The 20,880-nt window shown below is 73.2% G+C and carries 20 protein-coding genes; 10 read left to right on the top strand and 10 right to left on the bottom strand.

Translation table 11 applies throughout. From position 1 onward, the window contains the following. Nucleotides 1-129 precede the first annotated feature (129 nt). Nucleotides 130-1,401 (bottom strand): Ig-like domain-containing protein, encoded by a 1,272-nt coding sequence (locus ABZ172_RS15325; RefSeq protein WP_356884082.1) that lies wholly within the window; start codon nt 1,399-1,401, stop codon nt 130-132. Between the two features lie 181 nt (nt 1,402-1,582). Then, complete coding sequence (locus ABZ172_RS15320; RefSeq protein WP_356884080.1) at nt 1,583-1,984, bottom strand: hypothetical protein; 402 nt, start codon at nt 1,982-1,984, stop codon at nt 1,583-1,585. 192 nt (nt 1,985-2,176) lie between these two features. Between ABZ172_RS15320 and ABZ172_RS15315 the strand changes: the two genes are divergently transcribed. Beyond that, nucleotides 2,177-2,497, top strand: a complete 321-nt coding sequence (locus ABZ172_RS15315) for a hypothetical protein (RefSeq protein WP_356884078.1) — start codon at nt 2,177-2,179, stop codon at nt 2,495-2,497. 65 nt (nt 2,498-2,562) lie between these two features. Here the strand turns inward: ABZ172_RS15315 and hutH are convergent, their stop codons facing one another. The 5 genes from hutH to ABZ172_RS15290 all read right to left on the bottom strand — a co-directional run bounded on the left by hutH (nt 2,563) and on the right by ABZ172_RS15290 (nt 8,574). After that, complete coding sequence (gene hutH / locus ABZ172_RS15310) at nt 2,563-4,116, bottom strand: histidine ammonia-lyase (RefSeq protein WP_356884076.1); 1,554 nt, start codon at nt 4,114-4,116, stop codon at nt 2,563-2,565. A gap of 57 nt (nt 4,117-4,173) precedes the next feature. Next, nucleotides 4,174-5,340: a GGDEF domain-containing protein gene (locus tag ABZ172_RS15305; protein WP_356884074.1), complete on the bottom strand. Its 1,167-nt coding sequence runs from the start codon at nt 5,338-5,340 to the stop codon at nt 4,174-4,176. A 73-nt stretch (nt 5,341-5,413) separates the two neighbouring features. Next, a complete protein-coding gene (locus ABZ172_RS15300; RefSeq protein WP_356884072.1) occupies nt 5,414-6,226 on the bottom strand; it encodes an enoyl-CoA hydratase-related protein in 813 nt (270 codons plus the stop codon). 134 nt (nt 6,227-6,360) lie between these two features. After that, the gene (locus tag ABZ172_RS15295) at nt 6,361-7,551 is read right to left on the bottom strand and encodes an adenylate/guanylate cyclase domain-containing protein (protein WP_356884070.1); all 1,191 of its coding nucleotides are present in this window, start codon (nt 7,549-7,551) and stop codon (nt 6,361-6,363) included. A gap of 153 nt (nt 7,552-7,704) precedes the next feature. After that, nucleotides 7,705-8,574: a biotin--[acetyl-CoA-carboxylase] ligase gene (locus tag ABZ172_RS15290; RefSeq protein ID WP_356884068.1), complete on the bottom strand. Its 870-nt coding sequence runs from the start codon at nt 8,572-8,574 to the stop codon at nt 7,705-7,707. 184 nt (nt 8,575-8,758) lie between these two features. Here ABZ172_RS15290 and ABZ172_RS15285 point away from each other — a divergent pair, with 184 nt between their 5' ends. The 4 genes from ABZ172_RS15285 (at nt 8,759) to ABZ172_RS15270 (ending at nt 11,478) form a co-directional block, all read left to right on the top strand. After that, nucleotides 8,759-10,339: an acyl-CoA carboxylase subunit beta gene (locus ABZ172_RS15285; protein ID WP_356884066.1), complete on the top strand. Its 1,581-nt coding sequence runs from the start codon at nt 8,759-8,761 to the stop codon at nt 10,337-10,339. Nucleotides 10,340-10,353: 14 nt separating this feature from the next. After that, nucleotides 10,354-10,560, top strand: a complete 207-nt coding sequence (locus ABZ172_RS15280) for an acyl-CoA carboxylase epsilon subunit (RefSeq protein ID WP_356884064.1) — start codon at nt 10,354-10,356, stop codon at nt 10,558-10,560. Nucleotides 10,561-10,717: 157 nt separating this feature from the next. Beyond that, nucleotides 10,718-10,846, top strand: coding sequence for a hypothetical protein (locus tag ABZ172_RS15275; RefSeq protein ID WP_356884062.1), 129 nt, complete (start codon nt 10,718-10,720; stop codon nt 10,844-10,846). Between the two features lie 20 nt (nt 10,847-10,866). Further along, complete coding sequence (locus ABZ172_RS15270; protein WP_356884060.1) at nt 10,867-11,478, top strand: nucleoside triphosphate pyrophosphatase; 612 nt, start codon at nt 10,867-10,869, stop codon at nt 11,476-11,478. 12 nt (nt 11,479-11,490) lie between these two features. Here ABZ172_RS15270 and ABZ172_RS15265 read toward each other — a convergent pair whose 3' ends face one another. Then, nucleotides 11,491-11,931 carry a hypothetical protein gene (locus ABZ172_RS15265; RefSeq protein ID WP_356884058.1) on the bottom strand — a complete coding sequence of 147 codons (441 nt, stop codon included), beginning with the start codon at nt 11,929-11,931 and terminating at the stop codon, nt 11,491-11,493. 409 nt (nt 11,932-12,340) lie between these two features. On the opposite strand from ABZ172_RS15265, the gene ABZ172_RS15260 reads away from it, so the two are divergent. Both ABZ172_RS15260 and ABZ172_RS15255 read left to right on the top strand, forming a co-directional pair. Further along, the gene (locus ABZ172_RS15260; protein ID WP_356884056.1) at nt 12,341-14,095 is read left to right on the top strand and encodes a biotin carboxylase N-terminal domain-containing protein; all 1,755 of its coding nucleotides are present in this window, start codon (nt 12,341-12,343) and stop codon (nt 14,093-14,095) included. Nucleotides 14,096-14,185: 90 nt separating this feature from the next. Further along, on the top strand, nt 14,186-14,788 hold the full coding sequence (locus ABZ172_RS15255; protein ID WP_356884054.1) for a helix-turn-helix domain-containing protein: 603 nt from the start codon (nt 14,186-14,188) through the stop codon (nt 14,786-14,788). A gap of 51 nt (nt 14,789-14,839) precedes the next feature. Here ABZ172_RS15255 and ABZ172_RS15250 read toward each other — a convergent pair whose 3' ends face one another. Next, a complete protein-coding gene (locus ABZ172_RS15250; RefSeq protein WP_356884051.1) occupies nt 14,840-15,811 on the bottom strand; it encodes a DeoR/GlpR family DNA-binding transcription regulator in 972 nt (323 codons plus the stop codon). Between the two features lie 124 nt (nt 15,812-15,935). Further along, complete coding sequence (locus ABZ172_RS15245; RefSeq protein ID WP_356884049.1) at nt 15,936-17,375, bottom strand: NAD(P)H-quinone dehydrogenase; 1,440 nt, start codon at nt 17,373-17,375, stop codon at nt 15,936-15,938. A gap of 249 nt (nt 17,376-17,624) precedes the next feature. Here ABZ172_RS15245 and ABZ172_RS15240 point away from each other — a divergent pair, with 249 nt between their 5' ends. The 3 genes from ABZ172_RS15240 (at nt 17,625) to ABZ172_RS15230 (ending at nt 20,733) form a co-directional block, all read left to right on the top strand. Continuing rightward, nucleotides 17,625-18,062 (top strand): gamma-glutamylcyclotransferase, encoded by a 438-nt coding sequence (locus tag ABZ172_RS15240; protein ID WP_356884047.1) that lies wholly within the window; start codon nt 17,625-17,627, stop codon nt 18,060-18,062. A gap of 153 nt (nt 18,063-18,215) precedes the next feature. Further along, complete coding sequence (locus ABZ172_RS15235) at nt 18,216-19,040, top strand: purine-nucleoside phosphorylase (RefSeq protein WP_356884045.1); 825 nt, start codon at nt 18,216-18,218, stop codon at nt 19,038-19,040. A gap of 52 nt (nt 19,041-19,092) precedes the next feature. Beyond that, nucleotides 19,093-20,733, top strand: a complete 1,641-nt coding sequence (locus ABZ172_RS15230) for a phospho-sugar mutase (protein ID WP_356884043.1) — start codon at nt 19,093-19,095, stop codon at nt 20,731-20,733. Nucleotides 20,734-20,880: the final 147 nt, after the last annotated feature.

Below are 20,880 nucleotides of genomic sequence, written 5' to 3'. Positions count from 1 at the left end.
GTGTGATGAGGAGTTAAGTCTGCGATGAGAGCGGGATGAGAACGCCTGCGGCGCGTGTACGCCGAAGGCGGCGGCACCCGGATCGTCCGGGTACCGCCGCCTTCGTGCGGGGAGGGGGGCCGTCAGGGATCAGGCGGCGGAGCCCGCCGTCCACTCCGACCAGCTCATGTTCCAGCCGTTGAGGCCGTTGTCCGGGGCGATGGTCTTGTCGGGGGAGTTCGTGACGATGACCAGGTCACCGACCAGGGAGTTGTCGTACAGCCAGGCGGCCGGCGTGCCGGAGTCGCCCGCGCCCTTCGTGTCGGACAGGCCGACGCAGCCGTGGCTGGTGTTCACGCTGCCGAAGATCGACTTCGCGCCCCAGTAGTTGCCGTGGATGAAGGTGCCCGAGGTGGACAGCCGCATGGCGTGGGGCACGTCCTTGATGTCGTACTCGCCCTTGCCGTCGTCGTCCGTGAAGCCGACCGTCGAACCGTCCATGCGGGTCTCCTTGAACTTCTCGGAGATCACCATCTGGCCGTTGTAGGTGGGGTTGTCGGAGGATCCGGCGGAGATCGGGATGGTCTTGACGGTCTTGCCGTCCCGGGTGACCGTCATCGTGTGCGACTTGGCGTCCACGGTGGAGACCTGGTTGCGGCCGACCTTGAAGGTGACCGTCTTCTGCTGGACGCCGACGACGCCGTCGGCGCCCTCGACGCCGTCCAGGGACAGCTTCAGGGTGACGGTGGAGCCGCCCTGCCAGTACTCCTGGGGGCGCAGGTCCAGACGCTGGTTGTTGAACCAGTGTCCGACGACCTCCTGGCCGCTGCTCGACGTCACCTTGATGCCGTCCTGGACGGCCTTCCGGTTGGTGATCGCCTTGTTGAAGTTGATCGAGACCGGCATGCCGACGCCGACGGTGGAGCCGTCCTCGGGGGTGAAGTTCCCGATGAAGCTGTTCTCGGGCGAGACCGTGGTGAAGGAGCTGTTGGCGTGCGCCTGACGGTCCTTGGAGTCGGCGGCCGTGGCGCTGATCCGGTACGTCGTGGAGCGTTCGAGCTGGCCGCTGGGCTTCCAGCTGGAGCCGTCCGAGGCGAGGGTGCCCTCGACGGCGGCGCCGTCCGCCGTGGTCATGGTGACCTCGGTGAGCTTGCCCTTGGCGACGGTGACGATCGCGGCGTTGTTGATGCTCGCGTTGGTCGCGCCGTTCTTCGGCGCGATCGTTATCTGCGCCTCGGAGGTGTCCTTGGCCGCCGCCTCGTCCACCTGCGACTGTGACGTCTTCGAGCTGTCGGCGCTCGCGCCCGTGTTCGTACCGCCGTCGTCACTGCAGGCCGAAAGCACCAGCACGCCGCCGAGCAGTGCGGACGCGGCCATGAGGCCCCTGCGCCGCTTGCTGTCCGTCATCACACGCTTCTCCATCGTTGCCGATTCCCCAAGATCCCCGGACAGCGTCGCCCGGCGGCGACCGCCCGTCAATGTTCCAAGAACACCGCGACCGGGTCTTCCGTTCCACATCCGGCGAGGATGTGGGGAACACCACTCATCGACGCACCCGGGACCGCATCGGTTCCCTCCGCCGTCGAGGAGTGCCCCGCGCGTGTCAGCGCTCCTGCTGCCCGCCGCCTTCTTCGTCGTCGGTCTCATTGTCCTCGATCCCGTAGTACTCCTGGTCCCCGTCCTCGCCGGCGGCCCAGTCCTCGGCGTCGGGGTCGTAGTCGATCGTCTCGCTGCTCCAGGAGGCCTGGGCGAGCTCCACACCGGGCACCTGGCTGACCAGATCGAACGGGTCGACCAGCGAGGCGAGGGCCTCCGCTGCGTCTTCCCTGACGGTCTCCTCGGCATGCGTGCGTTCCTCGGGGGACTCGTCCCCGGCGGGGCCGGAGGGGCTGAAATCCGCGGCGATGCTCTCCAGGGCGGTGCCGGTCAGGGCGTCCGCGTCACTGATCTCCAGCACCATCTCCACGCGAAGCCGAACAAATGAGGGTGTCTGTGAAGTGCTCATACGCCGGAGCGTAAGGCCCCCCGGACCTGTGGGTTTCCCCCGACCCGCTGCTTTGCTTAGCATCTCCCCGCAGGGCAGGGGCCGTTCGTCCCGGATCATGCCCGGCCCGTGTGCCCCGGTGCCGCCCCCGGCCCGGCCCGAAGCGGGCGCGGGACCCTGCCCCCCCCCGGTCGTCGAAAGGGAATCCGTTCCGTGTCCATGGCTCGTCGCACGCTGCTGACCTCCACGGCGGCAGGCACCCTGCTCGGTGCTCTCTGGTTCGTGCCCTCCGCGAACGCCACCGGCGGGGCGGACCCGCAGGGCGGGTCCGCCGGTCCGTCGGCCGCCTCCCCCGCCCCGGCCCGACAGGCCTCCGCCACCGCGGAGCCGACCGCCGACGACCGGCTGGCCGACACCGGGGCGGGCGTCGACACGACGCCCTACCTGGTCGGCGGCACGCTGTCGCTCTGCGTCGGCGCGGGGCTCGTCGCCCACGCGGCGCGCCGGGGCGGGGTGCGGGCCGACCGGGCCTGAACACCCGGGACCCGGCCGGCCCCTCGGCCGGTCAGGCCCGCGGGCGCGCTCAGGCGCTCAGGCGCTCAGGCCAGCGGGCCGGTCACCGACTGCGCGGCCTCGACCAGCCGGCCCTCCCGTACGAACGTCTCGGCGGCGGCCAGGTCCGGCGCGAGGTGGCGGTCGGGGCCGGGCCCCTGGACACCGGCGGCGCGCAGCGCCTCGATGACGGCCTGCGAGGCGGGCGCGGGGCTGAGCCCCTCGGCGGCCCGCAGCTCGACGGCGCGCGTGGCGGTGTACAGCTCGACGGCCACGATGCGGGTGAGGCCGGCGACGGCGGTGCGGAGCTTGCGCGCGGCCGACCAGCCCATGGAGACGTGGTCCTCCTGCATCGCGGAGGACGGGATGGAGTCCACGGAGGCCGGGACGGCGAGCCGCTTCAGCTCGCTGACCAGCGCGGCCTGGGTGTACTGCGCGATCATCAGCCCGGAGTCGACCCCGGCGTCGCCGGCCAGGAACGGCGGCAGCCCGTGCGAGCGGTTCTTGTCCAGCAGCCGGTCCGTGCGGCGCTCGGTGATGGACCCGAGGTCGGCGGCGACGATGGCCAGGAAGTCGAGGACGTACGCGACGGGGGCGCCGTGGAAGTTGCCGTTGGACTCCACCCGCCCCTCCGCGGGCAGGACGACGGGGTTGTCGACCGCCGAGGCCAGCTCGCGGTCCGCGACGAGCCGCCCGTGCGCGAGGGTGTCGCGCCCGGCGCCGTTGACCTGGGGCGCGCAGCGCACCGAGTAGGCGTCCTGGACGCGGGGGGCGACGTCCTGGTGGTGGCCGGTGAGGCCGGACCCGGCGAGCACCCGCAGCATGTTGTCCGCGGAGACGCCCTGGCCGGGGTGCGGGCGGATGGCGTGCAGCTCCGGGGCGAGCACCCGGTCCGTGCCGAGGAGCGCCTCCAGGGACAGCGCGGCGGTGATGTCCGCCCCGGTGTAGAGGTTGTCCAGGTCCGCGAGGGCCATCACGAGCATGCCGAGCATGCCGTCGGTGCCGTTGAGGAGGGCGAGGCCCTCCTTCTCGCGCAGCTCGACGGGCGTGATGCCGTGCTCCGCGAGGAGTTCGCCGGCCGGCCGCACGGTGCCGTCGGGGCCCTCCGCCTCGCCCTCGCCCATCAGGGTCAGGGCGCAGTGCGAGAGCGGGGCGAGGTCGCCGGAGCAGCCGAGGGAGCCGTACTCGTGGACGACGGGGGTGATGCCCGCGTTGAGCACGTCGGCCAGGGTCCCCGCGACCTCGGGGCGTACGCCGGTGTGGCCGGAGGCGAGGGTCTTCAGCCGCAGGAACATCAGCGCGCGCACGACCTCGCGCTCCACGTGCGGGCCCATGCCCGCCGCGTGCGAGCGGACGATGTTGCGCTGGAGCTGCGCGCGGAGGCCGGGGCCGATGTGCCGGCTGGCGAGGGCGCCGAAGCCGGTGGAGACGCCGTAGACCGGCTCGGGCTTGGCCGCGAGGGCGTCGATGACCTCCCGTGCGGCGGCCAGGGCCTCCACGGCTGCTGCGGAGAGCTCGACCCGGGCACCCTGCCGGGCCACGGCGATGACGTCCTCGGCGGTGGTGCCGGACGTCCCCACCACGACTGTATGCATATCCATATTCAGGAGCCTACGGACTGAAAGCCACCATGTCACCAGTGAGCCTGCGGCCGCCCCTCACCGGTCGCCGCCGGGCGGACTGCCCCGCAGCCCGCGGCGGTCGTGGGCGGATCCGGGCGGGGAGTCGGCGAGCCGGATCACGTCGCCGTCGCGCCCCGCCACCACCGGCCGACGGGAGTGCGAGGCCTTCGCCCGGTACTGCGCGGCGTCGGCCAGTCGGAAGAGCCTGCGCGCCGACCGGACCGGGCCGATGTCGTCACCGGTGGAGGCGACCCCGCAGGCGACGCCGTCGCCCAGCTCCAGGGAGACGGCGCGCGCGCAGAGCTCCTCGGACACCCGCACCACCTCGTCCGCCGGAGGCCCGAGGACCAGCAGGCAGAACTCGTCCCCGCCCAGGCGTGCGGACAGGGCGCCGGGGAGCATCGCGCCGCAGAGCGAGAGCACCGAGCCGAAACGTTCCAGCAGGCGGTCGCCGACCGCGTGGCCGTGTGTGTCGTTGACCGCCTTGAGGCCGTTCAGATCGCAGACGACCAGGCTGACCACGGCGCCCTCGGTGCGGTGCAGGTCCACCGCCTCGTCGAGCCTGAGGTCGACGGCCCTGCGGTTGGCGAGGCCCGTCAGGGGGTCGGTGAAGGCCAGCTTGCGGACCTCCTCCAGCCGCTCGGTCTGCGCGATGCCCGCCGCGGCGACGGCCGCCAGCACGGTCGCGAAGTCCGCGTCGTCGCGGTCGAACACCGGGGCCCCGGCCTGCCGGGCCACGTAGAGCTCGCCCCAGGCACGGCCGTGCAGCACGATCGGTGCCACCACGCAGCAGCCCCGCCCGCGGCGGCGCAGCGCGGCGACCCGCTGGTGGCAGTAGGGGCGGGCGCCGCGGGCCGGAGCACCGGCGGCCGGGGCGCCGTCGGCGGTCTCCACCCAGGCGTCGGGCTCGCCGCCGCCCGCCCACCGCTCATGCAGGAACTCGGTGATCTCCGGGAACTGGTGCACGGGGTAGGCCTCGCACTCGGGGAACTCCTCCTCCCCCTCGGCCCGCTCCCCCGCGTTCACCAGCACGCGCAGCCGGCCCTGGTCCCGCTCCCACACGGAGAGGGCGGCGAAGCTGCCGCCCAGCGCCTCACAGGCGCCCAGCGCCGCGGCGCGCCAGGACTCGCGCGGGGTGTGGGCCGCAGCCATCGTCTGTGCCAGCGCCACCACGGCGCGCAGCCGCGCATCGTCACCACCCATGGCCCCAGCTTAGGTAGCTTTGCCCTGATGTGACCGTTCGGCAGCGCTGATGATCTTCAGAAGCTTCCCCGGCTCACGCGCCGGGCCAGCTGGGCTTCCGCTTCTCGTTGAACGCCGCGACACCCTCGGCCCGGTCCCCGGAGAAGGCCACGGACCGCCAGGCGGCGTCCTCCACCTCCAGACCGGCCCGCAGGTCGAGCCCCTGCCCCAGCCGCAGCGCCCGCTTGGCCGCCCGGAGCCCCACCGGCGAGTTCGCCGCGATACGGGCGCCCAGGGCCAGCGCCGCCTCCCGGTCCCGGCCCGCCTCGACCAGGTCGTCGACCAGGCCCAGCTCACGCGCCTCGGCCGCCTCCACCCGCCGGGCGCTGAAGACCAGCTCGGCGGCGCGCGCCGCACCGACCCGGCGGGGCAGCAGCTGCGTGCCGCCGCCGCCCGGGATCACGCCGACGGACACCTCGGGCAGGCCGACCACGGCCGTGCGGTCGGCCACGATCACGTCGCAGGCCAGCGCGAGCTCGAAACCGCCGCCGAGGGCGTAGCCGTGCACGGCGGCGACGACCGGCATGGGCAGCTCCAGCACACCGGTGTAGGCCGCCCTCGACACGGGCCGCTGCCTCAGGAGCTCGGCGTCGGTCAGGGAGTTCCGCTCCTTCAGGTCCGCGCCCACGCAGAAGGCCCGCTCATGGCTGGAGGTGAGCACGGTCGCCCGCACCTCCGGATCGGCGGCGAGCGCGGCGCAGGCCCCGGCGACGGAGGCCGCCATCGCGCTGCTCACGGCGTTCATCGCCCGGGGGCGGTCGAGCACCAGCTCCGCCACGTGCTCCTGACCCTCGTGGCGCCGTACGACGACGAACTCCCCGAACCTCTGCTCGGACGTGACACCCATGACTGCACCCCTCCGGTGAACGAGCGTTACCGGGATCCTAAGGGCTGCCCCCCGGTCCCCGGCAGGGCAGCCGCCGGGGCGGAGCGACGGGGGTCCGGGCGGCTGCGCCCCGCGCGGGGCGTGCCCCGGCCGCGTCAGGAGGACGGCTTGCCGCGCCGGGCCAGCAGCCACGGCTCGACGACGCCCAGTCCGCGCACCGGCCGCTGCCACATCGGCTGCAGCCCGAAGCGGTACGGGGTCGGCGACGGCTCCTCGCCCGGGCTCCGGCCCTCCTTCTCCGCCAGCCGGGCCCGCTCGGCCGCCGCCGCGGTCTCCTCGGCCTCGGAAGCGGGGGCGTCACCGTGCCTGATCAGCTCCGCGGCGAAGGCGCCGTCGACCAGCACCGCGTCCTTCGGCGCTATCGACGTGAGCCGGCTGGCCAGGTTCACCGTCGTGCCGAACACGTCGCCCATGCGCGTGGTGACCGTGCCGAAGGCGATGCCGACCCGCAGGGCGGGCATCGTGGTGTCCTGGGACATCGCCTCGACGAGCCGGAGCGCTATCTCGCCGGCGGTGCCCGCGTCGTCGGCGGCGAAGAGGACCTCGTCGCCCAGGGTCTTGATGAGCCGTCCGCCGTGCGCGGCGACCAGGTCGGCCGAGGTGGTCTCGAAGGCCTCGACCAGCTCGCCGAGCTCCTCCTCCTCCAGCCGTCTGGTCAGCCGGGTGAAGCCGACCAGGTCGGCGAAGCCCACGGCGAGCCTGCGGTCGACCATCTCGTCGTCGTCCGCCGCCTGCACGACCCGGCCGGTGGCGGCGGCGAGCTGGCGCCGCCACACGTAGACCAGGAACTCCTGCAGCTCGGGCAGGAGCAGCTCGACCAGCGGGTAGGTGACCTCGGTCCGGGTCATCCCGGGCTCGGGGGGCTCGGTCAGCCCCTCCAGGAAGGAGTCGATCTGCCACTCGGCGAGCCGGGCGGTGGTCTGGCCGGTCGACCGCGCCACCTGGATGGCCATCGGCTCGCTGAGCAGGCCCGCCTCCACGAGCCCGGCGAGCCGGCGCAGCGCCAGGACGTCGGCCTCGGTGAGCGCCTTGGCCTGTCCGATGTCGGCGAAGCCCATGGCCCGCCAGAACCGGGACGCCAGGTCCATGGAGACGCCGGCGGTCCGGGCCGCCTGGAACGGCGTGTAGCGGCGGTCGGCCCCCAGGATCAGGGACTCCAGCCGGATGGCGAGCGGGTCGTCGGTCGGTTCGGCCGTGTGGTCGACCTCGTGATGCGGTGTCGAGTGGACGGACGGTCCCGACGAGGGCTCCGCGCCGTCGTCGGCGTTCGTGTCGTCGACGGTCACCGGCCGCCTCCTGCCCGTTCCCTGCGCACTGCCCTGCCGATCTGTCGCTGGATCGCCTCAACGATACGGCAGGTGTGCCCTGGCTCACGTCCGCGGTGGCACGGTTGCGGACCGGTCGTGCGAGACATCACCCGGATGTGCGGACGTGCCTGGTCAGGTGAGGCCTCCCCGCTCCCCGCGCAGGTGGACGATGTCGCCCGCCGACACGGGCTCCCGGAGCCCGTCGTCCGTGGCCAGGACGAGGCGCCCGTCGCCGTCGATCGCGACGGCGTCGCCGACGACGGACCGGTCGCCCGGCAGCTCGGCCCGCACCGTGCGGTCGAGGGTGGCGCAGCCCGCCGCGTAGGCCTCCTGGAGCCCGCTCACGGCGGCGTCGCCGTCCGCGTCGCGCCACTGCACGTACCACTGTTCGAGTGAACGCAGCACGGCGCGGAGCAGGGTCTCGCGGTCGGTGGAGACCGCTCCGGCCAGCGCCAGGGACCCCGCGTGCGGGGCGGGGAGCTCGGCCGCGCGCAGGGAGACGTTGAGGCCGATGCCGAGGACGACCCCGTCCCCGGCGCGCTCCGCGAGGATCCCGCCGGTCTTGCGCTCCGTGCCGCCGATCGTCACCAGCAGGTCGTTGGGCCACTTCAGGGCCATGTCGACGCCCGCCGCGCGCGCGAGGCCGGTGGCGGTCGCCACCCCGGCGAGCAGCGGGAGCCACCCCCACCGCTCGGCGGGTACGCCGACGGGCGCCAGGTAGACGGAGAAGAAGAGCCCCGAACGCGGCGGCGCCGTCCAGCTCCGGTCGAGCCGCCCGCGGCCCGCGGTCTGCTCCTCGGCGACGAGGACCGTGCCCTCGGCCAGACCGCCCCCGGCGGCCCGCGCGGCGAGGTCGGAGTTGGTGGAGCCGGTCGCGTCCACGACGTCGACCGAGGTCCACAGGGTGTCCGGCCCGAGCAGCCCGCGGCGCAGCGCCGCGACGTTCAGGGGCGGCCTGTCGAGGTCCGACCAGCGGTTGTACGGCGCATCGGGAGGTGTCATGCAACCCACATTAGGTGTGGCCAACGACGCACTGCCGAACCGTATCCGCGCCGATACGCTACGGGTCGGTAGCAAGGACCCGCCGACGGGCAGGTCACCGTCGAGCACGCAGCGGTCCGGCACGCGTACCGGATGCACCAGATGTACCAGCCGTCCCCGTGACCAGGCAGGGAGCCGCCACCCGATGTCCGAGCCGCAGAGCGACATCCACACGACCGCGGGCAAGATCGCGGACCTGCAGCGCCGTATCGAAGAGGCCACGCACGCAGGTTCCGCCCGTGCCGTCGAGAAGCAGCACGCGAAGGGCAAGCTGACCGCCCGTGAGCGGGTCGAGCTCCTGCTCGACGAGGGGTCCTTCGTCGAACTCGACGAGTTCGCACGACACCGGTCGACCAATTTCGGCATCGAGAAGAACCGCCCCTACGGGGACGGGGTCGTCACCGGTTACGGCACGGTCGACGGCCGTCCCGTCTGTGTGTACTCCCAGGACTTCACGATCTTCGGGGGCTCGCTGGGCGAGGTCTACGGCGAGAAGATCGTCAAGGTCATGGACTTCGCGATGAAGACCGGCTGCCCGGTCATCGGCATCAACGACGGCGGCGGCGCCCGCATCCAGGAAGGCGTGGTCGCCCTCGGGCTGTTCGCGGAGATCTTCCGCCGCAACGTGCACGCCTCGGGGGTCGTCCCGCAGATCTCGCTGATCGTGGGGCCCTGTGCGGGCGGTGCGGTCTACTCGCCCGCGATCACCGACTTCACGGTCATGGTCGACCAGACCTCGCACATGTTCATCACCGGTCCCGACGTCATCAAGACGGTCACCGGCGAGGACGTCGGCTTCGAGGAACTGGGCGGCGCCCGCACCCACAACACCACCTCGGGCGTGGCGCACCACATGGCGGGGGACGAGAAGGACGCCATCGAGTACGTCAAGTCCCTGCTGTCCTACCTCCCTTCGAACAACCTCTCCGAGGCGCCGGCCTTCCCCGAGGAGGCGGACCTGGCGACCACGGACGAGGACCGCGAGCTCGACACCCTCATCCCGGACTCGGCGAACCAGCCGTACGACATGCACAGCGTCGTCGAGCACGTGCTCGACGACGGCGAGTTCCTGGAGACCCAGGCCCTGTTCGCGCCGAACATCGTCACCGGCTTCGGCCGCGTGGAGGGCTACCCGGTCGGCATCGTCGCCAACCAGCCGATGCAGTTCGCCGGGTGCCTGGACATCGACGCGAGCGAGAAGGCCGCGCGCTTCGTGCGCACCTGCGACGCGTTCAACGTGCCGGTGCTCACCTTCGTCGACGTGCCCGGCTTCCTGCCGGGGGTGGACCAGGAGTACGGCGGCATCATCCGCCGCGGGGCCAAGCTCATCTACGCGTACGCCGAGGCCACCGTCCCGCTGATCACGGTGATCACCCGCAAGGCGTTCGGCGGTGCCTACGACGTCATGGGGTCCAAGCACCTGGGCGCCGACCTCAACCTGGCCTGGCCGACCGCGCAGATCGCGGTGATGGGCGCGCAGGGCGCGGTGAACATCCTGCACCGCCGCACCATCGCCGCCGCCGAGGACCCCGACGCCACCCGCGCCGAGCTGATGACCGGCTACGAGGACGCCCTGCTCAACCCGTACGTGGCGGCCGAGCGCGGTTACGTCGACGCGGTGATCCTGCCGTCCGACACCCGGGCGCACCTGGTGAAGGGCCTGCGCCAACTGCGGACGAAGCGCGCGTCGCTGCCGCCGAAGAAGCACGGCAACATCCCCCTCTAACCACGGGAGCCACCATGATCAAGGTCGTACGGGGCAATCCGACCCCGGAGGAGCTCGCCGCGGCCCTCGCCGTGGTCCGGGCGCGCGCGGCGGCGGTGGCCGCGACGCCGTCCGGGGCCCCGCTGCCGCCCGATCCCTGGTCGGACCCCGGGCGGATCGCCCGCGGCGGCACGCTCCGGCCGGGACCGCGGTCGTGGGCGCGGACGTACTGGCCGTCCTGACGCCGGGACCGGCGCCGGGACCGGCGCGGACGAGGCCGCGGGGAACGGCTGCGTGGACGTGCCGGGAACGGCTCCGGACACCGTGCCGGACGCGGTGGGCGGCGCTTGAGTACGCGTACTCAGGCGCCGCAGCCGTGTCCGGAGCACCATCGGAACCATGCTGTGGTCCGACCCCGAGAACGAGCCGCCGAAGGAACTGCGCGAGGCCCAGGACATGATGCGCCGCGCGGGTCTGCTGCTGGCCCTGGCCATGGTCGTGGCGATGGTCGTGCTCGGCGTCCGCTGAGGCGCCCGGCCCCGCCTACGATGGCGGGTATGACTGATCAGCGCCGCCTCGTGCTCGCCTCCGCCTCCCCCGCCCGCCTCGGCCTCCTGCGTCAGGCGGGTTTCGCCCCCGAGGTGATCGTCAGCGGTGTCGACGAGGACGCGATCGAGGCCCCGACGCCGGGCGCGCTGGCGCTCGTGCTGGCCGAGGCCAAGGCCGCCGCGGTGGCGGCCCGCCCCGAGGCCGCGGGCGCTCTGGTCATCGGCTGCGACTCGGTGCTGGAGCTGGACGGCGAGGCGTACGGCAAGCCCGCGGACGGCGAGGAGGCCACCGCACGCTGGAAGTCCATGCGCGGCCGGTCGGGCATCCTCCGGACGGGGCACAGCGTCATCGACACCGCCACCGGCCGCACGGCGTCCGAGACCGCGTCCACCGTCGTCAGGTTCGGCGAGCCCACGGACGCCGAGGTCGCGGCCTACGTCGCCTCGGGCGAGCCGCTGCACGTCGCCGGCGCGTTCACGCTGGACGGCCGCTCGGCGCCGTTCGTCGAGGCGATCGAGGGCAGCCACGGCAACGTCATCGGCCTCTCGCTGCCGCTGCTGCGCCGGCTGCTCGGCGAACTGGGCCTCTCCGTCACCGACTTGTGGGTCTGAGCGGCCGTCGTTTCAGGCCGGTGCCGGGGCCTCGGCGGCGCCGGCCGCCCCCTCCTCGGGCTCCCGCAGGTCGAACGTCACGAGGGTCAGCACGATCAGCGCCAGGACCGCCATCAGGAGCGCGAAGGCGGCCCAGCCGACCAGCCCGACCGCCAGGGCCCCCAGTACCCCGTGGACGACCGCGCAGGCGATGAGGGCGATCCGGCCGAGGCGGCCCGGGGCCCGGTCGCGTATCCCGGCCAGCAGCGGTATCAGCCCGCAGAGCACGAGCAGGACGCCCGAGACGCCGCCCATCACCCAGGTGCCGGCGACCATGGCGTCCGGATCCATCCCGGCCAGGGACATGCTCTGGTTGTCGGCGACGGTCGCCAGGACGCCGTTGACGATCACGATGCCCACGGCTTCCACGAACAGCACGATCGCGGTCACTACGGCCACTGGTCTGCGGACCACGGCACCCACCCCTTGTTACCTGTAGTAAGTCCGGTACAGCGCGGACCCTACTGGGGGTACCCCCCGCTCGTTAAGGGCCCGGGCGCGGGCAGCGCCCCGGACCGGGGGTCCCGCACCCGCCCCGCCGGCCCGCGCCACCGCCGTGGCCGCGGCAAAGATTCCCTCGGCCGTTCGTAGGGAGTCCACAAAGAAACGCCGCGCGCCGTTGACCGTCCGCACAGAGACTTGGGCCACACTTCGTGGCTACTGTGCGGTTCAGGGTCCCGGCGTACCGTGGTGCGACAAGGGATTTCGCGACTCGAGCAAGCCTCGAATCACACTCCGTGTGGGCAAGTTCACTATTGGGGACGGGTCGTACGGCCGTGTCGGTAGTCCCTAAACTCAGCTTGTTCTCAAGGAGGGAGTCATCGTGCGCAAGGTGCTCATCGCCAACCGTGGCGAAATCGCTGTCCGCGTTGCTCGGGCTTGCCGGGATGCCGGTATCGCGAGCGTGGCCGTCTACGCCGATCCGGACCGGGATGCTCTGCATGTGCGCGCGGCCGACGAGGCGTTCGCTCTGGGCGGTGACACCCCGGCCGCCAGCTATCTGGACATGGCCAAGGTGCTCCAGGCCGCCAAGGACTCCGGGGCGGACGCGGTCCACCCGGGGTACGGCTTCCTCTCGGAGAACGCGGAGTTCGCCCAGGCCGTGCTGGACGCGGACCTGACGTGGATCGGGCCGCCGCCGCAGGCGATCCGGGACCTGGGCGACAAGGTCGCCGCCCGGCACATCGCCCAGCGCGCCGGTGCGCCGCTGGTGGCCGGCACCCCCGACCCGGTGGCGGGTTCGGCGGAGGTCGTGGAGTTCGCCGAGAAGAACGGCCTGCCGATCGCCATCAAGGCGGCCTTCGGCGGCGGCGGGCGCGGCCTCAAGGTGGCCCGCACCCTGGAGGAGATCCCGGAGCTGTACGACTCCGCGGTCCGCGAGGCCGTCGCGGCGTTCGGCCGCGGCGAGTGCTTCGTGGAGCGCTACCTCGACAACCCGCGGCACGTGGAGACCCAGTGCCTGGCCGATCAGCACGGCAACGTGGTCGTCGTCTCCACCCGTGACTGCTCGCTCCAGCGCCGCCACCAGAAGCTCGTCGAGGAGGCCCCGGCCCCCTTCCTGTCCGAGGCGCAGAACGCGGAGCTGTACGCGGCCTCGAAGGCGATCCTGAAGGAGGCCGGCTACGTCGGCGCCGGGACCGTGGAGTTCCTCGTCGGTCTCGACGGCACGATCTCGTTCCTGGAGGTCAACACCCGCCTCCAGGTCGAGCACCCGGTCACCGAGGAGGTCACCGGCCTCGACCTGGTCCGCGAGATGTTCCGCATCGCCGACGGCGAGGAGCTCGGTTACGGCGATCCCGCGGTGCGCGGGCACTCCTTCGAGTTCCGGATCAACGGCGAGGACCCGGGCCGCGGCTTCCTGCCCGCCCCCGGCACCGTGACCCTGTTCTCCCCGCCCACCGGCCCCGGTGTCCGCCTGGACGCGGGGGTGGAGTCCGGCAGCGTCATCGGTCCGGCGTGGGACTCGCTGCTGGCCAAGCTCGTGGTGACCGGGGCGACGCGTGAGCAGGCGCTGCAGCGCGCCGCGCGTGCGCTGGCCGAGTTCACCGTCGAGGGCATGGCCACCGCGATCCCCTTCCACCGCGCGGTCGTGGCCGACCCGGCGTTCACCGCGGACCCCTTCCGGGTCCACACCCGGTGGATCGAGACGGAGTTCGTCAACGAGATCAAGCCCTTCGCGGTCCCCGCGGACCAGGACGCCGACGAGGAGTCCGGACGCGAGACCGTCGTCGTCGAGGTCGGCGGGAAGCGCCTGGAGGTGTCGCTGCCGTCCTCGCTCGGCATGAGCCTGGCCCGTACGGGTCTCGCGGCCGGTGCGAAGCCCAAGCGGCGCGCGGCCAAGAAGTCCGGCTCCGCCGCGTCCGGTGACACCCTCGCCTCCCCGATGCAGGGCACGATCGTCAAGATCGCCGTGGAGGAGGGCCAGGAGGTCAAGGAGGGCGACCTCGTCGTCGTCCTGGAGGCGATGAAGATGGAACAGCCCCTCAACGCCCACCGTTCCGGCACGGTGAAGGGCCTGTCGGCGGAGGTCGGCACGTCGATCTCGTCCGGCGCGGCGATCTGCGAGATCAAGGACTGATTCCTCGTTCTCGACGACTGGGGGCCCGGCGACCGCCGGGCCCCCAGTGGCATCCTTGGGACGCGGCGCGGACACCAGGAGGACAGGGCGATGAGCACGGCACCGACACCGGCCCGGCCGATGCGCGCCGACGCACGGCGCAACTACGACCGGCTGCTGCGCGAGGCGCGTGCGTCCTTCGCCGCCCAGGGCACCGACGCGTCCCTGGAGGACATCGCCCGGAGGGCGGGCGTCGGCATCGGCACGCTCTACCGGCACTTCCCCAACCGCACGGCCCTGATGAACGCGGTGTTCCAGGAGGCGCTGACCGCCCTGCTGGACCGCTCCCGGGAACTGGCCGAGGCCGACCTCCCGTGCACCGCGCTGGTGGAGTGGCTGGGTGCCGTGGTCACTCATGCGGGTGAGTACCGCGGCCTCGCGCACGGGCTCATGTCGGCCTCGGCGGACGAGACCTCGGAGCTGACCGGGTGCCGCACCTCGCTCCGCCGGGCGGGGGCGCGGCTGCTGACCCGGGCGCAGGCGAGCGGCTCGGTGCGGGCGGACGTGTCCATCGACGACCTGCTGCAGCTGACCAACGCGATCGCGCTGGCGGCGGAGGAGTCCCCCGCCGATCCGGCCCTGGCCGACCGGCTGCTGCGGCTGACCCTGCGCGGGCTGAAGGCCGACCCGGCCGACGCTCCCCGGGGCGGCTGAGCGGGACGCCCCGCGGCGCCCCGCACCCGGCGCGCGACCGCGCCGCCCCGCCTACCGGCGCCGCATGTCCGCGACCCGGCCCACCGGGCCCTCCGACAGCAGGGCCGCGCTCCGCAGCTGCGGGCCGCGTCCTCCCGGGCCGCCGTGGCCGCCCTGGGTGCGCCGCTGGCCCGGCAGCGGCATCTCCTGCCGCGGCTGCCGTCCCGGCGGCGGGGTCTCACCACCCGGTGCGGCCTCCGCGTCGGGCCCCGCCACCGTGATCTCCACACCCTGGTCGGCCAGGGCCTGCAGCTCGGTGGCCGCGCGCTCGTCGTGGGCCGGCGGCTGGTCCGTCACCAGGCGGGTGACGAGCTCCGTGGGAACCGTCTGGAACATGGTGTCGGAACCGAGCTTCGTGTGGTCCGCCAGGACCACCACCTCGGCAGCGGCCTGCACCAGGGCCCGGTCCACGCTCGCCGAGAGCATGTTGGACGTGGAGAGCCCGCGCTCGGCGGTCAGCCCGCTCCCGGAGAGGAAGGCCCGGCTCACCCGCAGCCCCTGGAGGGACTGCTCGGCACCGCTGCCGACGAGCGCGTAGTTGCTCCCGCGCAGGGTCCCGCCCGTCATCACCACCTCCACCCGGTTGGCATGGGCCAACGCCTGGGCGACCAGCAGGGAGTTGGTGACCACGGTGAGGCCGGGCACCCGCGCGAGCCGGCGCGCCAGCTCCTGCGTGGTCGTGCCGGCGCCGACCACGATGGCCTCGCCCTCACCGACCAGTCCGGCCGCCAGGTCGGCGATGGCGGTCTTCTCCGCGGTGGAGAGATGGGATTTCTGCGGAAAGCCGGACTCCCGCGTGAAACCGCCCGGCAAGACCGCACCGCCGTGCCGGCGGTCGAGGAGTCCTTCTGCCTCCAGCGCACGCACGTCTCGCCGTACGGTCACTTCCGAGGTCTGGACGACGCGGGCGAGCTCACGGAGCGATACCGCCCCGTTGGCGCGCACCATTTCGAGGATCAATTGACGACGTTCTGCAGCGAACACGGAACTGACAGTAACGTGACCGCAGGTTGCTTTTCAGCAGTTTGCGCCGAATAAGAGAAGTTGTACATCGGCGGGGCCCCCCGGTGATATAGGGGACCCCGCCGGTGTCAGGAACCGTCGGCCGCTACGCCTCGTCGGCGCTCTTGCGGGTGTGCAGCTGGCGCGCCACCTCGGCGATCGAGCCGGACAGCGAGGGGTAGACGGTGAACGCGTTGGCGATCTGCTCCACCGTCAGGTTGTTGTCCACGGCGAGCGCGATGGGGTGGATCAGCTCGCTGGCCCGCGGGGCGACGACACAGCCGCCGACCACGATGCCGGTGCCGGGCCGGCAGAAGATCTTGACGAAGCCGTCCCGGATGCCCTGCATCTTCGCGCGGGGGTTGCGCAGCAGCGGCAGCTTGACGACCCGGGCGTCGATCTTGCCGGAGTCGACGTCGGCCTGGCTGTAGCCGACGGTGGCGATCTCGGGGTCGGTGAAGACGTTCGAGGAGACCGTCTTCAGGTTCAGCGGGGCCACCGCGTCGCCGAGCACGTGGTACATCGCGATGCGGCCCTGCATGGCGGCGACCGAGGCCAGCGCGAAGACCCCGGTGACGTCACCGGCGGCGTACACCCCGGGGGCGCTGGTGCGGGAGACCCGGTCGGTGCGGATGTGCCCGGACTCCTTGAGCTGGACCCCGGACTCCTCCAGGCCCATGCCGGCGGTGTTGGGGATCGCGCCGACCGCCATCAGGCAGTGGGTGCCGGAGATGACCCGGCCGTCGGCCAGCGTGACCTCGACGCGGTCGCCGACGCGCTTGGCGGACTGGGCGCGGGAGCGGGCCATGACGTTCATGCCGCGGCGCCGGAAGACGTCCTCCAGGACGGCGGCGGCGTCCGGGTCCTCACCGGGGAGCACCCGGTCGCGGGAGGAGACCAGCGTCACGCGCGAGCCGAGCGCCTGGTAGGCACCGGCGAACTCGGCGCCGGTGACGCCCGAGCCGACCACGATGAGCTCCTCGGGGAGCTCGTCCAGGTCGTAGACCTGCGTCCAGTTCAGGATGCGCTCGCCGTCGGGCTGGGCGTCCGGGATCTCCCGGGGGTGGCCGCCGGTCGCGATCAGCACGGCGTCGGCGGTGAGCCGCTCCTCGGTGCCGTCCGCGACCGTCACCACGACCTGGCGGGACCCGTCGGCGGCCTGGAGCCCCTCCAGCCGTCCGCGGCCGCGCATGACCCGGGCGCCCGTGCGGGTGACGGAGGCGGTGATGTCGTGCGACTGGGCGAGGGCGAGGCGCTTGACCCGCCGGTTGACCTTGCCGAGGTCGACGCCGACCACCCGGGCGGCCTGCTCGATGTGCGGGGTGTCGTCCGCGACGATGATGCCGAGCTCCTCGTAGGAGGAGTCGAAGGTGGTCATCACCTCGGCCGTCGCGATCAGGGTCTTGGAGGGCACGCAGTCGGTGAGCACCGACGCGCCGCCGAGGCCGTCGCAGTCGACGACGGTCACCTCCGCGCCGAGCTGGGCGCCGACCAGTGCCGCCTCGTAGCCGCCGGGTCCGCCGCCGATGATCACGATCCGGGTCACGAAAAGTCCGCCTCGCGTGGTGTCATCCCGCGGCCGTCTGCCGCCCCGGCCGGGGGTCCGGGGGATCGCCCCGGCGTATGCAGTACGTCATTCATTGTCCCGCACGCGCCAAGCTGCTTCGCCCCGGGGCCCTCCATACGGGAACGCGCCTGGCCGGGCCCGGGCCTCCGGCACCGCGGGCCGCCCGCGCCGGGGATCTTCCTCGCCGGAACCGGCACACCGCGCGCCGCCTCCCGTACCCTCGAACCCATGTCGCTCTACGCCGCGTACGCCGGCAACCTCGACGCGCGGCTGATGACGCGCCGCGCACCGCACTCCCCGCTGCGCAGCACGGGCTGGCTCAACGGCTGGCGGCTGACCTTCGGCGGGGAGCAGATGGGCTGGGAGGGCGCCCTGGCGACGGTGGTGGAGGCGCCACGGTCCCAGGTGTTCGTCGCGCTGTACGACCTGGCCCCGATGGACGAGGACTCCATGGACCGCTGGGAGGGTGTCGGCCTCGACATCTACCGGCGCATGCGGGTGCGGGTGCACACCCTGGACGGCGAGGAGCCGGCCTGGATGTACGTCCTGAACGGCTACGAGGGCGGCCTGCCGTCCGCGCGGTACCTGGGCGAGGTGGCCGAGGCCGCCGAGTCCGCCGGCGCGCCGCACGACTACGTGATGAACCTGCGCAAGCACCCCTGCTGAGCCCCGCCCGGGGTCCGGGCACGCCTTCGGCGGGCCCGCCGGAGACCCGGCACGCCCGGCACGGCGATTTCGTACGAAAGCACGAAGAGGACCGGCCATGCTCTGCGCGGCCGCATCTACGCGCGTAGGGAATCACCGGTTACCCTCGTCCGCGTGAACGCATCTGTTATTCCGGACCACATCCAGGGCGACCCCCACGCCGCCGCCGCAGACGCCGCCGCCCGCCTGCGCGAGCTGACCGGCGCCGAGACCCACGACGTCGCCCTCGTGATGGGCTCCGGGTGGGCCCCCGCGGGCGATGCGCTCGGCGCCCCGGAGGCCGAGTTCCCGGTCACCGCGCTGCCCGGCTTCCCGGCCCCGGCGGTGGAGGGGCACGGCGGCACGATCCGCTCGTACCGGATCGGCGAGAAGCGCGCCCTGGTCTTCCTGGGCCGCACGCACTACTACGAGGGCCGCGGTGTCGCGGCGGTCGCGCACGGCGTGCGCACGGCCGTCTCCGCGGGCTGCAAGACCGTCATCCTGACGAACGGCTGCGGCGGTCTGCGCCAGGGCATGCGCCCCGGGCAGCCGGTCCTCATCAGCGACCACATCAACCTGACGGCCGCGTCGCCGATCGTGGGCGCGAACTTCGTCGACCTGACCGACCTGTACTCGCCGCGCCTGCGCGCGCTCTGCCGGGAGATCGACCCCACGCTCGAAGAGGGCGTGTACGTGCAGTTCCCCGGCCCGCACTACGAGACCCCGGCCGAGATCAACATGGTCCGCGTCATGGGCGGCGACCTGGTCGGCATGTCGACCGTCCTGGAGGCCATCGCGGCCCGTGAGGCGGGTGCCGAGGTGCTGGGCATCTCCCTGGTCACGAACCTCGCGGCGGGACTGAGCGGCGAGCCCCTCAACCACGAGGAGGTCCTCCAGGCGGGCCGTGACTCGGCGACGCGGATGGGCGCGCTGCTGGCGCGGGTGCTCGACCGGGTCTGAGCACCGCCGCCCCACCCACCGACCGGACACCCACCGCAGAAAGGCGGACACCGTGCAGCAGGACCTCATGACGCGAGCCAGGACCTGGCTCGCCGAGGACCCGGACCCCGAGACCCGTGCGGAGCTCGCCGGTCTCATCGACGCCGAGGACCTCACCGCGCTCGCCGACCGCTTCGCGGGCACGCTCCAGTTCGGCACGGCGGGGCTGCGCGGGGAGCTCGGCGCCGGGCCGATGCGGATGAACCGCGCGGTCGTGATCCGGGCCGCCGCCGGACTCGCCGCGTACCTGAAGGCGCGGGGCGAGTCCGGCGGACTCGTCGTCATCGGCTACGACGCCCGCTACCGGTCGGCCGACTTCGCCCGGGACACGGCGGCCGTGATGACCGGTGCCGGTCTGCGCGCCGCGGTGCTGCCGCGCCCGCTGCCCACTCCGGTCCTCGCGTTCGCCGTGCGGCACCTGGGGGCCGTCGCGGGCGTGGAGGTCACGGCCAGCCACAACCCGCCGCGGGACAACGGCTACAAGGTCTACCTCGGCGACGGCTCGCAGATCGTGCCGCCGGCGGACACGGAGATCGCCGACGCGATCGCGGCGGTCGGCCCGCTCGCCGGCGTGCCGCGTCCGGAGTCCGGCTGGGAGGTGCTCGGCGAGGAGGTCCTGGCCGCCTATCTGGCCCGTACGGACGCCGTCCTCAGCCCCCGCTCACCCCGGTCCGCGCGCACCGTGTACACCGCGATGCACGGGGTCGGCACCTCCGTCCTGACGGCCGCCTTCGCCCGGGCCGGGTTCCCGGAGCCGGTGCTCGTGGCCGAACAGGCGGAGCCCGACCCGGCGTTCCCCACCGTCGCCTTCCCCAATCCGGAGGAGCCCGGCGCGATGGACCTCGCGTTCGCGACCGCGCGCCGGGCGGAACCGGACGTCGTCATCGCCAACGACCCGGACGCCGACCGCTGCGCCGTCGCCGTGCCCGACCCCTCGGCCGGGGGCGGCTGGCGGATGCTGCGCGGCGACGAGGTGGGCGCACTGCTGGCCGCCCACCTGGTCGACCGGGGGGCCTCCGGCGTGTTCGCCGAGTCGATCGTGTCCTCCTCACTGCTCGGCCGCATCGCGGGGACGGCCGGCCTCGGCCACGAGGAGACGCTGACCGGCTTCAAGTGGATCGCCCGCGTCGACGGACTGCGCTACGGCTACGAGGAGGCGCTCGGCTACTGCGTGGACCCGGACGGGGTGCGCGACAAGGACGGCATCACGGCCGCCCTGCTGATCGCCGAACTCGTCTCCGTGCTCAAGGAGAAGGGCCGCACCCTGCTCGACCTGCTCGACGACCTCGCGGTCGGGCACGGCCTGCACGCCACGGACCAGCTGTCGGTCCGGGTCGAGGACCTGACGGTCATCGCGGACGCCATGCGGCGCCTGCGCGAGACACCCCCGGCCGCCCTGGCCGGGCTCCCCGTCACCTCGGCGGAGGACCTCTCGCTGGGCACGGACACCCTGCCGCCCACCGACGGCCTGCGCTACCGGCTCACCGGCGCCCGGGTCATCGTCCGCCCGAGCGGCACCGAGCCCAAGCTGAAGTGCTACCTGGAGGTCGTGGTCCCGGTCTCCGGCAGGGACGCGCTCCCCGCGGCCCGCGCACAGGCCGCGGAACTGCTCGCCGCCGTCAAGCGGGACCTGTCGGCGGCAGCGGGCATCTGACGGTCCGCCCGCCCACGGCGGCGCGCGCCCTTCGGCACCGCCCGCGGCGCACGGCCGGCCCCCACCGGGGCCGGCCGTACCGGCACCGGGGCCGAGGCCCGTCCTGGTCGGTGCGGCCGGCCGGTCCTGCTCGGGCCGGTCCCGCCC

Origin of the sequence: Streptomyces sp. NPDC006296 (assembly GCF_040613235.1) — a bacterium.
Classification (GTDB): Bacteria; Actinomycetota; Actinomycetes; order Streptomycetales; family Streptomycetaceae; genus Streptomyces.
This window is presented reverse-complemented; position numbering and strand designations above follow the sequence as displayed.